General features: G+C 63.7%; 13 protein-coding genes and 1 pseudogene. 3 read left to right on the forward strand and 11 right to left on the reverse strand.

Annotated features, from left to right (window positions below):
* Positions 1-706, reverse strand: a 706-nt coding sequence (locus ACFWP5_RS48815) for an ATP-binding protein (RefSeq protein WP_384172679.1), incomplete at its 3' end; no start/stop codon positions are given.
* Positions 707-1,117: 411 nt separating this feature from the next.
* On the opposite strand from ACFWP5_RS48815, the gene ACFWP5_RS48820 reads away from it, so the two are divergent.
* Complete coding sequence (locus ACFWP5_RS48820; RefSeq protein ID WP_384172682.1) at positions 1,118-1,993, forward strand: helix-turn-helix domain-containing protein; 876 nt, start codon at positions 1,118-1,120, stop codon at positions 1,991-1,993.
* Positions 1,990-2,214, forward strand: coding sequence for a DUF397 domain-containing protein (locus ACFWP5_RS48825; RefSeq protein WP_384172686.1), 225 nt, complete (start codon positions 1,990-1,992; stop codon positions 2,212-2,214). Before ACFWP5_RS48820 ends, ACFWP5_RS48825 begins: the two co-directional genes overlap by 4 nt.
* A 425-nt stretch (positions 2,215-2,639) precedes the next feature.
* On the opposite strand, the gene ACFWP5_RS48830 is transcribed toward ACFWP5_RS48825, so the two are convergent.
* The 3 genes from ACFWP5_RS48830 to ACFWP5_RS48840 all read right to left on the reverse strand — a co-directional run bounded on the left by ACFWP5_RS48830 (position 2,640) and on the right by ACFWP5_RS48840 (position 4,743).
* Positions 2,640-2,858, reverse strand: a complete 219-nt coding sequence (locus ACFWP5_RS48830) for a hypothetical protein (protein ID WP_384172713.1) — start codon at positions 2,856-2,858, stop codon at positions 2,640-2,642.
* A 94-nt stretch (positions 2,859-2,952) separates the two neighbouring features.
* Positions 2,953-4,191, reverse strand: coding sequence for an IS701 family transposase (locus ACFWP5_RS48835; RefSeq protein WP_384172716.1), 1,239 nt, complete (start codon positions 4,189-4,191; stop codon positions 2,953-2,955).
* A gap of 114 nt (positions 4,192-4,305) precedes the next feature.
* A complete protein-coding gene (locus ACFWP5_RS48840) occupies positions 4,306-4,743 on the reverse strand; it encodes a hypothetical protein (protein ID WP_384172689.1) in 438 nt (145 codons plus the stop codon).
* Between the two features lie 190 nt (positions 4,744-4,933).
* On the opposite strand from ACFWP5_RS48840, the gene ACFWP5_RS48845 reads away from it, so the two are divergent.
* Positions 4,934-5,434 carry a GNAT family N-acetyltransferase gene (locus ACFWP5_RS48845; protein WP_384172692.1) on the forward strand — a complete coding sequence of 167 codons (501 nt, stop codon included), beginning with the start codon at positions 4,934-4,936 and terminating at the stop codon, positions 5,432-5,434.
* 46 nt (positions 5,435-5,480) lie between these two features.
* Here the strand turns inward: ACFWP5_RS48845 and ACFWP5_RS48850 are convergent.
* From ACFWP5_RS48850 to ACFWP5_RS48880, 7 genes and pseudogenes are all read right to left on the reverse strand, one after another.
* A protein-coding gene (locus ACFWP5_RS48850) for an IS5 family transposase (RefSeq protein WP_384172695.1) occupies positions 5,481-6,313 on the reverse strand; the annotation gives its coding sequence in 2 pieces (ribosomal slippage) (positions 5,481-5,921 and positions 5,924-6,313; 831 coding nt in all).
* Between the two features lie 44 nt (positions 6,314-6,357).
* Positions 6,358-6,501 (reverse strand): hypothetical protein, encoded by a 144-nt coding sequence (locus ACFWP5_RS48855; protein ID WP_384172698.1) that lies wholly within the window; start codon positions 6,499-6,501, stop codon positions 6,358-6,360.
* A gap of 277 nt (positions 6,502-6,778) precedes the next feature.
* Positions 6,779-8,032: a cytochrome P450 gene (locus tag ACFWP5_RS48860; RefSeq protein ID WP_384172701.1), complete on the reverse strand. Its 1,254-nt coding sequence runs from the start codon at positions 8,030-8,032 to the stop codon at positions 6,779-6,781.
* A 118-nt stretch (positions 8,033-8,150) separates the two neighbouring features.
* Positions 8,151-9,479: a cytochrome P450 gene (locus ACFWP5_RS48865; RefSeq protein WP_384172704.1), complete on the reverse strand. Its 1,329-nt coding sequence runs from the start codon at positions 9,477-9,479 to the stop codon at positions 8,151-8,153.
* A 44-nt stretch (positions 9,480-9,523) separates the two neighbouring features.
* Complete coding sequence (locus tag ACFWP5_RS48870) at positions 9,524-10,567, reverse strand: hypothetical protein (protein WP_384172707.1); 1,044 nt, start codon at positions 10,565-10,567, stop codon at positions 9,524-9,526.
* A 543-nt stretch (positions 10,568-11,110) separates the two neighbouring features.
* Positions 11,111-12,491, reverse strand: a pseudogene (locus tag ACFWP5_RS48875) (IS1380 family transposase).
* 121 nt (positions 12,492-12,612) lie between these two features.
* Positions 12,613-12,927, reverse strand: coding sequence for a hypothetical protein (locus ACFWP5_RS48880; RefSeq protein ID WP_384172710.1), 315 nt, complete (start codon positions 12,925-12,927; stop codon positions 12,613-12,615).
* Positions 12,928-13,309: the final 382 nt, after the last annotated feature.

A 13,309-nucleotide genomic window follows, 5' to 3' on the forward strand; every position in this document is an offset into this window, starting at 1 on the left:
TGGTGTTCAGGTGCAGGCGGGTGTAGCGGTAGGCGTTCCCGGCAGCATGACGGGTCGCCCGGAACATCTCCTTCTTGACCCACTTGGTCTCTGCGCACCCGAGATCGGGGATCACAGTGACACAACCGTGCTCCATGTCGTCGTTCCTTCCCACAAGAGGGAGGGAGCACCAGGTCGTCATGCCGTCAGCGCTGACGCCCCAGTCGTCAGCGATAGCAGCGACAAGGAAGAGGCCGCGGCCGTCCTCATCGTCGAGAGCCGCCTCGCCCAGTACGGGGAGTTGGTGAGAGCCGTCCCACACCTCGATCAGAAGGTGCGTGTCGGTGAGATACACACGCAGCCCGACATCACCGAGCCCATGCTCAAGCGCGTTCGTGACCAGTTCGGTGACGAGTACGTCGGCGGACTCGATGAGTCCCGGCCAACCCCAATACCGCAACCCGGCCCTGACGATGATCCGCGCGCGACGCGGCACGGCTCGGTCCGCATCGGCGACAACGCCATCCGTGGAGCCTTCGCCTCGCTCGAAGGACATGTTGAATCCGGGGTACACACGGAGACGGGAACCCGTGGCAACGTTCGTCCCAACAGTGGCCTGAGCCGGTGCCGTGCAGGCGTCTCTGAACGTCCCGCGGGGGACGACCGACGCTGAGGACTTGAGACACGCGGCTGCTCGGTCAACGTGGCCTGCGACTGTGGGGGGCATGCTCGTCACCTGTTCCGTCTCGTCGTGAAGCGGTGGCACGTACGGCCCGGCATGAAACTCCTGCTGTCCACGCCCACGGGGGCGAGCGGTTCCCAGCAGGAGCCGGGCCGTACGCGAGGCGCGGATCTTCGCTGGGCCGCTCACCAGCCCCGTCACACGAAGGCGCTCACCAAGCGCTCCGTCCTGAACGTGACTTCCGATCCGGCGCGCCCAACTAGATTGGCGCGTGCGCAGGTTCATTCGCAATCGAATGTGTACTGCATATGCACTGGCGCATGGATTGGTATATGCCGCAAGATGCAGTGGGGGCTACACAGAGGGGACTTGGGGTGTCAGGCTCCGAGCTCTGATGGCAAGATCGGTAGCTCCCGTGCGTACACAGGCGACTTGAGACGCAGGAGGATGCAGAGCATGGCCAAGCAGATCGGGACGACGGCACCACGAGTGGACCTCGGCATCCAGATGCGCGAGCTTCGCAAGACCGCCGGCTTGACCATCGAGGAGGCCGCGAAGACGGTCAGCGGGCTCACCTACGACAAGCTTCGACGCATCGAACTCGGCCAGAGCACTTTCCGAATGGTCGGTGACCTCCGCAAACTGCTGAACATCTACGGCGTCGGAGACGACCTCGACATGGTGCAGTCGCTTGAGGATCTCTATAAGGCCCCGGCAAGCCAGGACTGGACAACCCAGTTCCGCACCGTCCTCACCACAACAAAGACGTTCGCGGGAATCGAATCAGTCGCCCAGGCCGTCAGCGTCTACAACCCCAACGTGATTCCCGGGCAGTTGCAGACAGAGGGGTACGCACACGCCCAGTTCACCGAGGTCCAGCCGATCGAAGAGACGACAAGCGAGTTCATCATCAGCAACGTCGCGCTGCGCATGAAACGTCGCGAGCCCTTCACTCGTGACGAGGAGCCTCGGAAGCTGTGGGCGATCCTGGGAGAATCCGCGTTGCGACACCCCGTCGGTGGCCCTTCGGTGATGCGGGGCCAGTACGACGAGATCCTTCGCATGGCTGCGCTGCCCAACGTGACGATCCAGGTGCTGTTGACGGAGGCCCCGGTCAAGCGCCTCTGGAGCAATTTCACCATCCTCGACCTCGGCGGAGACCGCCCTACCACCGTGCAGGTCGACACCGGCCTGGGCAGCGCCATGTCCATGTCTGACCGCCCTGCCACTGTCGCCCGGTTCACCCGCTGGTTCAACTCCATGATCGCCTCGGCGCAGCCGCCCGAGGAAACCCCCGCATTCGTTGAGACCCTGAAGCGAGAAAAGACATGATCCAGAAGCACGCCGTCTCCACCGAACTCGCCCCCGAGGGAGCCTGGTTCAAGTCCTCCTACAGCACAGGCGAAGGGGGGAACTGCGTCGAGATCGCCAACTTGAACACCGAGGTCGGGATCCGAGACTCGAAGAACACGGCGGGACCTGCGCTCGCCGTACGCACCAAGGCTTGGTCCGCCTTCCTCAGCCTGGCACGCTCGCACTCAGTCGAGCTGTAGTCCGTTCACGAACAGAAGCGTCGCTGCTCCTCCCCTGGTATGTGAAGGAGGAGCACCAACACCGCTCACGCGCCGAACCTACGCAGGGTCGGCGCGTGTTCGTTTACAGAGAACCAATTCCGAGAACCCCGGCTGGCCCAGAAACCAGCCACCGCGCAGTCGTCTGGGGTTCACAGCGCGCCGCCCAAGGCCTGCCGGTGCCAGCCGGGCTTCGGTGATTTCTCCGGCCAGGGCCTCGCGAAGGTCCGCAAACAGTCGGGTGGTACCGCGCTCCGAGAAGAAGGTGAGGCCGACGACGGGCCGTGCCACGTACTGGAGATCCTGGAACCCGTGAAAACCGGAAGCCGTCTCAGCCTCCGCCCCTACCCCCTTTTCGGGTCACCCAGAGCCCACCATCCCGCGTTGCACGTCGAGTTGGTGCTCGTTCATCCACGCCTGCGCCGCCATCTGGACCGCGTCCACGGGGAGCCCAGGGGCGGCGTGTAGGAGAAGTCGAGTTGGCTGATCCCGTCGATCGTCATTCCGTGGAAGAGAGCGCTCGCGTATGTATCGACCCGCTTCGAAGCTTCGGCGCCGCGCCGCCCGATGAGCTGGGCGCCGAGCAGCAACCCGGTGTTCGTATCTCCGGTGACGCGGATGGAGATCGGGGTGGCGCCGGGGTAGTAGGCCTTGTGGTCGTCGGGGCGGCTGGCGGTGGTGGCCGGAGCCTAGTACTCCAGCTGTAGATCTTGATCACGACTATTGGAGGGCCTGACGTTGGTAGTGGCTGCTCCGTGCACGGGCCTGGTGTCGTCGGCGCCAGCATGACCAACTGAGCCAGTGCGCCAGGCCGCGTGGTTGGGGTGCGGCGAAGGCGGTGAAGAGACGTCGGATCTCGCCGCAGGTCAGCGGGGCGAGCCCTGGCGGCGTGGTCACGGTGGTCCGTTCGATGGCGGCCGTGACCACGAGGAATGCGTGCGCGAGCATGGCCAGCGTGGTCCAGCGATGCCAGGAGGTCCAGCGGCGAACCTGGTGCTCGTCCAGGCCGGTCAGGCCCTTCGCGGACTGGAAGGTCTCCTCCACCGTCCAGCGGCGCCCGGCCACCCTGACCAGGGCGCTCAAAGGAACGGGTCCAGCCGAGTAACAACGGTAGAAGGCGAGTTCGCCGGTGCGCCGGTTACGTCGAATGAGCAACGACCGGTGACCCGTGCTGCTCGCCGGGCTGTCGATCTCTACTTGGGCCCAGTCGTAGAAGCGGCGACCTTTGGCGCCGTCTCCGGCTGAGAGTCGCTGCCATACAGTCTTCGGGAGGCAGTGGGCCAGCATGCCGGCCGTTAAGACGCCCGCGCGGGTCGGGATCGGTCGCTTGCGTGAGACGGCGAGGACGTAGCCGACCTGACGGCGCTCCAGCTCGGCGCTCAGGTGGGGGTCGCCGCCGTAGACCTCGTCGCCGGTGACCCATGAGGCCGTGACGCCGGCCTCCAGGGCCTGGGTGATCATCTCGGTGGCCAGGGCGGGCTTCGTGGCGAACCCCGTGTGGTCCGGGATGCCTGCGGCCCGGCACCGGTCGGGGTCCTGAGTCCAGGAGCGTGGGATGTAGAGGCGCCGGTCGATGGCAGCGTGCCCGACCGGGGCGGAGTAGACGAGGTAGACGGCGACCTGGGCGTTTTCGATTCGCCCCGCGGTCCCGGTGTACTGGCGTTGCACCCCGACGCTCGCGGTGCCCTTCTTCAGGTCACCGGTCTCGTCCACCACCAGGACGGCGTCCTGGTTGCCGAAGTGCTCGACAACGAAGTCCCTTATGTCGTCGCGGACTTCGTCGGCGTCCCAGGACGCGCGGCTCAGCAGGTGCTGCATACCGGCCGGACTGCTGTCACCGGCATGCTCCGCGATTGTCCAGCAGTTCTTCCGCGGCAACTCTGCCAGCAGGCCCAGCACGAATGCCCGTGCCCTGCGGCGCGGCTCGACCCGGGCGAACCGCCTCGCCACCCTCGCCATCAGGTCGTCGAACACCGGCTGCCACCGGGCAGGGTCTACGCTGTGGCCCACGGCCTTCGGCTGATCTTCGTCTGTCCACACAACCGAAGATGATTAACGGTGGCCGTGCCCTTTCTACGCCACCCAGCAGTACAGGTTCTCGTCTCCCTCGCGGACGGCACGGGCCAGGTCGGCCAAGCCGCTCAGGATCCACACGGCGATCTCGGGGTCGAAGACCTCGCCGTCTGCCGCCCGCTCGGCCACCCACAGCCGGCTGACTTCAGCGAGCCGGTGCTCGACGGCAGTGCACAGCGCATCTCGAAGGGTGCCGGAGACGGCGAGGACGAGCGGACCATCGCCGTCGTCCGAGTCGACAAGAGTCTCGGGAACATCGTCGTCAAGGACTTCCTCAAAGCTCCGACCGGTGAAGATGCCCTCCCACTCGATCAGAGCCTCCTCGACATCGAAGTTGCCGAAGGTCGGGGACTCGAAGACCCCGTCGGGACCACCCTCCGCGACAGTAGCGGCAGCTTCGGCGTCCGGTGCCACGAAGAACTTGATGACGATGCTCACCGGCGCATAGTGCCTGTTCCACCGGGCCCGGTCTACCTGCCAGCGGCCAGCAGAAGCCGACCTACCGACCCGAGATGCTGTCCGCCCACAGGCCAAGATCAAGATCTACAGCTGGAGTACTAGGGTCTGTTGCGAAAGTGGATCAAGGGTCTCGTTTGGTGTCCGATATGGGTCGTGTGATGCTGGCGTCGTGACTGATCAACGCGAGGTTGTCATCGTCCGCTGGCCAGGTCAGGGCCCTTCCGTGGAGGCCGGGCTGGCCGAGTTGTTGGCGGGCTACCATCTGCGGACGGAGGCCGAGAAGGGCGAGGCCGTCGCCGATGTGGACGGGTTGCCGGACCGCTACCGGGCAGAAATCCTGGACCCGGGGACCGCATTCGCGGACGCTGTCGTGCTGGTGGCACTCAACGGGGACACCGCCGTGGGCTGCCTGGTGGTGACCGCCCCCGTGAGCGGCCGGTCAGAGGTCAAGAGGCTCTGGACAGACCCGGCATTCCGGAGCCGGGGCATCGCGTCCGGCCTGGTCAGCGCCGCGCTGACGTATTCTGCGGAAAGCGGCGTCAGCACGGTACGGCTGTCGGTGTGGAAGTGGCGGGCAGGTGCCATCGCCCTGTACGAGCGGCTCGGCTTCACCGTCGCCGCATCATGGGACGAGCGGAATCAACTGGTGTGCATGGAGCGTGCCGTGTGAGTGGTCACAGCCACTCGTTGATCGCTGCAACCAGCACGGTTGCCTTCTAGCGGACAGCGAGCTTGTCGTATCTGGTGGCTACAGCCCGGTGGCGTTTGAGGCGATTAATCCCGCACTCCACCGCGTGGCGCTCCTTGTAATCGGCCTTGTCGAACTTCGGCGGCCGACCGCCGCGGGAACCGTTTTTCTTGCGGTTGCGGACCTGGTCGGCCTCCTCTGGAATGGTGCAGCGGATGCCGCGTCTGCGCAGGTATTCGCGGTTCGCACGGGATCCGTACGCCTTGTCAGCGCGGACCTTGTCCGGCCGGGTGCGCGGTCGGCCCGGGCCGAGACGGGGCACCCGAATGCCCTCCAGGACCGGCCGGAACTGCGGGCTGTCGTGCCGCTGCCCGGCGGTGACCAGCAGCGACAACGGCTTCTGTCCCTGCTCGACCGCCAGGTGCAGCTTGGTGGTCAGCCCGCCTCGCGAGCGCCCCAGGCCGTGGTCGTCGGGCTCGGTGTCGACGCCGCCAGGAGACTCCTTCTGCTCCGCCCCTTTTTACGAGCTCCGGCTGCATGCTGGTGAGCCCGGGCGATAGTGGAGTCCACACTGACATCCCAAGTGATCAGGCCCTTAGCGTCAGTCTCGGCCTGCAACAACTCGAAGATCCGCTTCCAGGTGCCGTTACGCTGCCAGCGCCGGAACAAGTCATAGGCCCGGTACCACGGCCCGTATCGCTCCGGCACGTCCCGCCACGGCGCACCGGTCCTGGTCCGACACCGTATGCCGTCGACCAACTGCCGCCGTCTCCACGCCGGCGGCCGCCCCGGCCTTTTTCCCAGCGGAAGCAACGGCTCAAGTCGAGCCCACTGGCCGTTCGTCAGATCTCCACGCCCCACGACGCGTGATCATCCACGACCTTGATTCACTTTCGCAACAGGCCCTAGCCGCGGTCTGCCGTCAGCGCCTCGTGCTCACGCAGGCCCGTCCTCGCTGCGACGAGGGCGAAGACCTTCACGACCAGTACGAAGAGACGCGAGTCGGTAGCACAGCAGTCGCTGAGGTCGAGCCCGGTGTTGCGGGACAACTCTTACCGAGACGTCATTCCGGTTCTGACCCAGGCCAGAAAGAGTGGTCGAGAAGCAGACAAAATTAACGCTCTATCAGGTTGGCTGACGTCACCGTCACAGTCGACTATGGCCCGTGATGATTGTGGTCAATACACGCCGATACATCTTTCTCGGCCCTCTCGCCTTCAAGGGGATCAACGACGTGAAAATCAAGGCTGCGACAGCGCCTTCGGCGCGGTCGACGTAGTGCGGATGTGCCGTTACCGCAAGTCGTCGCCACCGACGAACTGGAAATCACTCCAGGGCGATATTCACCTCGCCGTAGGTGCGGAACAGCAACGATGTGCGACGGTCCGGCTCCTTCACCAGAACGGCATGCCGCAAGTGGAGCGCGTACTGCCTCAGTATCGTCGTCAATTCTGCTTTGGCGAGACCAGCACCAAGACAATAGTGGATACCCGCGCTGAACGTGAGAGCCGGTCGCCCCAGGCGCTCGGGGCAGAAAACGTCCGGATTGTCATACACCGCGCGGTCCCGGTTCGCTGCCGATAGGAGGACTCGTACGTCGGAACCCGCAGGTATCGTCACTTCGCCGAATTCGATATCCGCGGTCGCATATCGAAACGCGGGTGGAATCTGCACTGGGCACTCAAGCCGCAGTATCTCGTCGACGAACCGACGACTTTCGTTCTGGCCGCCCGCGAGCATCGCATCCGTCTCGTTTGGACTTCCGAGAAGTGTGACGATTCCGTTGCCGATGGCGGCAGCACTCGTATCGAACCCAGCGGCCCAGACCACTATCAGCGACAGGACGATTTGGTCGTCAGAGTAAGATTCCGAACTGGCTTCAGCCGTCGCGATCAACGCGGAGGTCAGGTCGTCCTGTGGTCGCGCACGTCGGTCACGGATGTGCCGAAGCAGGTATTCCTCGAGTTCGAGGAAGGCGTGATCGGCCGCCGACACGACCTCAATCGTCGGGTCGGGCTCGATGAGCTTGAGCAGGGCTCGAACCACGGTGGCGAGATAGGGCCGATCGGACGAGGGGATCCCGATCATTTCGGCGATGAGTTCCAACGGAAACGGAACGGCCAACTCCTCCATGACGTCGACCGTCTCGCCGTCACACAGCCGGATCCGGATGCTGTCGACATGCTTCGTGCAGATCCTCTCGATCGTCGGCTGGATGTCGAAAACTCGGCGCGGCATGAATTCACGCGCGCTGAGCTTCCGCAAATGGGTGTGATCCTTCCCATCGAGAGCAAGGATGCTACGGCTGACCATATTCAGTGCGGGGTGACTTGCGAACCGCGGATCGGCGGCATTGATGGCCTCGGTTCCCGGAGACCGGAACAAGGCATTATCCTTGAGTACTCTGCTTGTATCGTCGTATCTGCTGACCAGATAGAATCCGCCCTGCGTTCGGACCACCGGCGCCGTCGCGTGCAGCAGGTCATAGTGAGGCTGAGGCTCGCGGAGAGCATTCTGGTCCAGTAGCATACTCAGCGGGTCGAAATCCTCAGGTGCCGTCGGAGTGGTGGCGTCAACCATTTATCGATCCAGTCGCTGGTGTCTCGTTATTCCGTTTACGTGACCGACCCTCTGGCACCAGTAGGTTGCGAAACTCCGGCGCGAAAACGGGTTATATATCCGGAGGATATTCCTTGGGTCAGGCGCGAGGGATTGCGGTCAGGGTCAGCTCTCGAGGGTAAGGTAGCCCTGCGGCGGCCTCATGAACCACTTGGCCCGGAATGGGCTTCAGTTGCCATCGGCGAACAATCGACGCTACGGAGATCATCATTTCCACAAAGGCGAAGTTGTCGCCAATGCACCTGTGCCGTCCAAGGCCGAAGGGTACGAACGCCCTCCGGCGGGCATCTGATGAATCCGCCGACAGCCACCTTGACGGGTCGAACCGATGAGGATCCGGGAACAGATCCGTGTCGCGATGTAGTGCGTGTGGACTGTAGGCCACTTCGCTCTTCGCCGGAATGTCGTAGCCACCAAGCTTGACGTCCTTGAGCGTGCGTCGCGTGAAGAAGAGCGCCGCATGGAGGCGGAGTGTCTCGTTTATAAGCGCACGGGTATAGGTGAGTTCGCCCAGGTCGGATATCCGTACCTCCCCGTCGCCGATCACCTCGCGAACCTCTGAGTACACCAGCTCGTCGACCTCGGGATTCTGACTCAACTCATGGAACAGCCAAGCAAGTATCGTCCCGACGGTCTCGATGCCGGCGAACATGACGGCGATCGCCTCGTCCCTGATCTGACTGTCACTCATGGAAGCCCCGCCGCCGTCGGCGGCGCTTGACAACAACAACGAGAGCAGATCGTTTCCGTTGGGGCCGCTCCGATATTGCGCCACAATCTCATCGATCACCTGTTTCAGGCCCCTGGCCGCGGTGTCGAACCTGCGATTGGCGGGCAGCGGTACTCGATCGAAGATCTTCGGCGTCACTGCCCGGCCGAGCATCCCCTGCATGATGATCGGGAGCGAGCGATGGATCTCGTCGATCGCGGTGCGGCCCAGTTCTCCGGAGAAAACCGCCTTCGCGATGACGTCCAGGGCGAGTTTCCGCATGGTCTCATTGACGGTCACGTTCTCTCCTGGCGACCAGGACGTCGCCAGGGCTTCCGCCTGAGCGAACATCAGCGTCGACAGGCTGGCAATCTTCTCGCGGTGAAACGCCGGTTGGACGAGTCGTCGTTGACTAAGGTGAAAATCTCCGTCACTCGTAATCAGTCCGTCACCGAAGAGAGGACGGAGTTTTTCGAAAACTCTTCCACGGCCGAAGTCATGTGCATGGGAGACCAGCACTTCGTTGACCAACTGGGGTGTAGTGACCACATAGACGGGCCATGTGCCTATATTGACCCGAACAACATCGCCAGAAAGTCGGAGTGTTTCAAGGAAAACGATGGGGCGCCGCCAGAGACGGCCAATGTGACCCACCAAAGGTAGATTTCCCGGTGCGACCGGGACTGCTGTTGCCGACATGATGGGGTCGCTCCTGGACGGATCTTCGGGTATCGGACGATCGCTCAGAGGAGAACTTCTGCAGCCCACGGCTCGCTCGGCGGTCTTTCGGTCATGGCATTCAGGTAGCGCGGGCTCAGCCGTTGCCAGGGCTCGAACGCGCCGACCCAATACTCCAACGCATCGACATATCGCAGCGTGTCTTCTTCGTCCGTCGCCTCGAGCCCAAGGGCGGCACACACCTTGGGAATTGTTGCGCGAACCTCCAGGAAACGCCGGGCGTCGGTCTCGATCATTTCCACGGCGACCTTTCGGGCTTCCGCGAGCCCGTATTCATTTTCCCAGTCAAGGGTCATTACCAGGTTTTCGGTCTGCCCTCTTGCCAGCTCTTTGGGAAGTGAATACACATCATTGATGTGATCGACCAGGTCAATGGCGATCTTCCGCAGTACCCTGATCTGTGGCGCGTTGAACGCCAGTGGTGTCAACTCGAAGCCGGCACCTGGCTCCAAAACATCCAAGAACGGATGCATGGCTCCCGAACCCCGCCGTGACTCAAAGAATATGTCCAAGGGCCTCGGATGGTTCCCCATCGCCCGGTTCACGGATTCGTGCACGAGAGCGGAAAAGTAATATTCCCAGCCCTTCAGACATCGAGCGCGCCAACTGGCGGACCTACCCAGACAGGATTCGCGCCATATTTCGGCGAAGGCCCTAAGCAGCGTCGGAGAATCCGCCGGAGCCGGGCAACCGTAGAGGACGTTCAGGAAGGGTTGTACCTTTTGGGCGCATTCCTGGACATGCCCCTCGGAAAATTCGTCCAACTGATCATCAAACAAGGCGGTGAATATGACCACCTTACCGCAAAGGGTCAATCCATCGCCATCGGCAAACGGATACGCTTCCGATATGAGTTGTTCGATTTTCCAAGACTCGTACCACTTGAATGCCCCCTCGGAGCGAACCAGGCCACTGGTGCGACACCAGGACTTACAACGGGCGATCGCTACTGACTGCTGCTGCCGATCCCGCTGCAATCGGCGAAACCCCAGACTGAGCCGAGGAACCTCGCCTATACCGAGCCGAACATCATCATCTGAAGAACTCATATTCAACTCCAAAATCATTGGAAATGAACGAAAGCAGCCTCGATCAGAATGGCCCAACGTCGCGGACCGGCCAGCCGGTGAATGTGCTGGTCCCTATATCCCGATGATCGGGATCGTAGCCTGTGGATTCTATGCGGCAAAGAACACACATGGCGGTCTGCACCTTCGAATAGAAGAATAGGCTCCTTAAGGCATTAGGGAACTCTGGCGATTGACATTACCGTCGACCCGTGTCATCCTCGGCCTTTCGTGACGGCTTACCAGTTCATCTGGTGGGCCGTTTCGGCTTGTTGGGTGGAGTGCGGGCAGGCCGGTGGCCCGGCTATCGCGTCGGGTGGGCGCCGGGTCCCACGGCTCCGGTGTGCGGGTTCTGGTCTTAGCCTCGATGTTTCGTGACGGTCTGTCGGCTTCGCCGGTGGGCTGTTTCGGCTTGTCGGGGCGTTGGCGAGCACGGTGACGGTCGGGCTGTCGCGTCGGGTGTGCGTCGGGTTCCACGGTTCCGAAGGTGTTCGGCTGTTCGTCGGTGTGGGTCGTTGGTGCTGGTCAGCCGGGATTCGGCAGGGCCTGCAGCCTGCTGAACGCGATGGTGATGACGTCGGTCCGGGGCCAGTGGTGGGCCATGCGAAGGATGCGTCGGCGGCCGGTGGTGACCAGGCGGGCGACGGTGGAGAACAGCCGCAGCCGTAGGCGTTGGGTTCCCAGCGGCGGACGATGCTGCTCAGGGCGAGCATCGGCATCCAGGCGAGGAGGTCCAGGGCGATCTGGACGATCTCCAGCCAGACCTGGTTCTGCGCCGTGTGGTGCAGGGGAAGGGTGCGCAGGCCGGAGTCGCGGGCGGCGCGGATGCGGTACTCGGCGCGGGCGCATTGGCGATGGCGCAGTTCCAGGGCCGCGATCGCGGTGTCGACGGTGTTGGTGGCGAAGCAGGTCAGGCGCATCCCGTCGGCGTCGGCGAACCTCAACTACGCTCCGAGGTGCGGGCTTCCTCGCGCACGATCAGCCGCATCCCGGCCGGCCAGCCTTTCAGGACGTCACCGGCCAGTTCGGCGACCCAGGCGCCGTCACGGACCCGGCCGTCGAGCTCGACCGCCGGGGTCCAGGCCGGGGCCGGGACCTGCAGCACGGCGTGGTGGACCGCCTCGGTGATCGTCATCCCAACCGAGTAGGACAGCCACCTGCCGCGTGTGCTGAGCCAGTTCAGGATGTCGTGGGTGCTGCCAGCGAAGTCGGTGCGGATCAGGGTGCGGCGTCCGCGTCGGTAGCGCTTGGGCAGCTGGGTCAGGGCCATGCAGGTTGTGGTGATGTGGTCGGCGGCGGTATTGCTGACCGCGCTGCCCGGCCGCAGCAGCCCAGCCACCGGCTCCCCGGACCCGCCCGCTCCGTAGTCGACGAACGCGACCAGCGGGTGATGTCCGAAGGTCCGCTTCCAGGTCTCGGTCGCGTCCGGCTCCTCCGAGTGCGCCAGCACCAGCACTCCGTCGATGTCCACGATCGCCTGCCCGCCTGCGTCGGGAGCATCAGCCCCGGCCAGCTTCCAGACCCGTTCGCGGACTTCGGCCCACGCCCGGCGGATCGCGGTCAGCGCGCGGGGCCCGGCCGCGGCCAGGGTCTCCACCAGGCGCGAGACGGTGGGGTCGGAGGCCACCGGCCCGAACACCTGCGGTTCGGCCCGCAGCAGCGCCACGTCCGACAGGCAGCCCCCGCCCACCGCCAGCGCCAGGTCCAGGTCCAGGTCCAGCAGCACCTTGACCGGATCGTGCACCGCACGCGGTTTGCGCCACGGTCCCAGCGCCGCCGATACCGCCATGTCCAGACCGCTCTTGCGGACGGTCTCCGCCAGCAGCACTCCACCGGCCTGCGAGACCACCACACCCCCGTCGCCCTGGACGCGGACATGCGGGTACGACCCGATACCTTTGTTCACCTGGAGAGTGCTTCTTCCCTTGCAACGGACAGGACCCAGACAAGTCCCATCGTTGCAGTTCAGAAGCACTCTCCACTTATTTGATCAAGGTCCGGACAGACCCGCTCGCGAAAGCACGAGACTAGCCCCCCGACACTTCCTGGTAACCCCACCAGTACGACAGCCCGCGGTGTTCGGAGCAGTAGGCGTATGACACCGCTCCGTTGTTAGGGTTCACAGTGGCTCCATACTGCGTCGTACCGTCCTTGCATACAGCCCACGCGTAGAACGAGCCATACCCCTGACACGAGTAGCCGACCGTCTGGCCGTCGTTCCACTCGTTGCAGGTGTCCGAGGCGGCCGATGCCGGATCGGCGAACAACATACCGCCGAGGCCCAGCGCGAACACGCTGCCGACGATCACCGCACCGCGGCGACTCTTCTTGAGAAAGGACACAGGAGTATTCCGTTTCTGTGAGATCAGGACCGTTTCCCGGCCAAGGACACCGTCCAAGCACTCTGAGATGTGCTCTGGGCCGGGACTCCGACACTCTGGCAGCCCGGACTCACGGCCCGTCGCAAGTTTTGACGGCAAAGCCGGTTTTCTGCCCGTTCTACCCGGGATCGAGGAACATTCGAGCAGCCATTGGCAGTAGCGAAGATTCCGCTTCTTGGTCGGCTCGGGGCATGCTGGTTGCGCGCCCCGGCCTCGGCGGAAGTGCTGGCTCTGCCATGAACCGCTGCCTAAGACTTGTCCCGTAACTGCTGGTCACGGGTGAGATGATCTTGGTGTGGCTGGTGTGATCACGGCGTCGGAGCCGTCCTGGATAGCCCCGTTC

The organism is Streptomyces sp. NPDC058469 (assembly GCF_042721125.1).
In the GTDB taxonomy this organism is placed as follows: Bacteria; Actinomycetota; Actinomycetes; order Streptomycetales; family Streptomycetaceae; genus Streptomyces.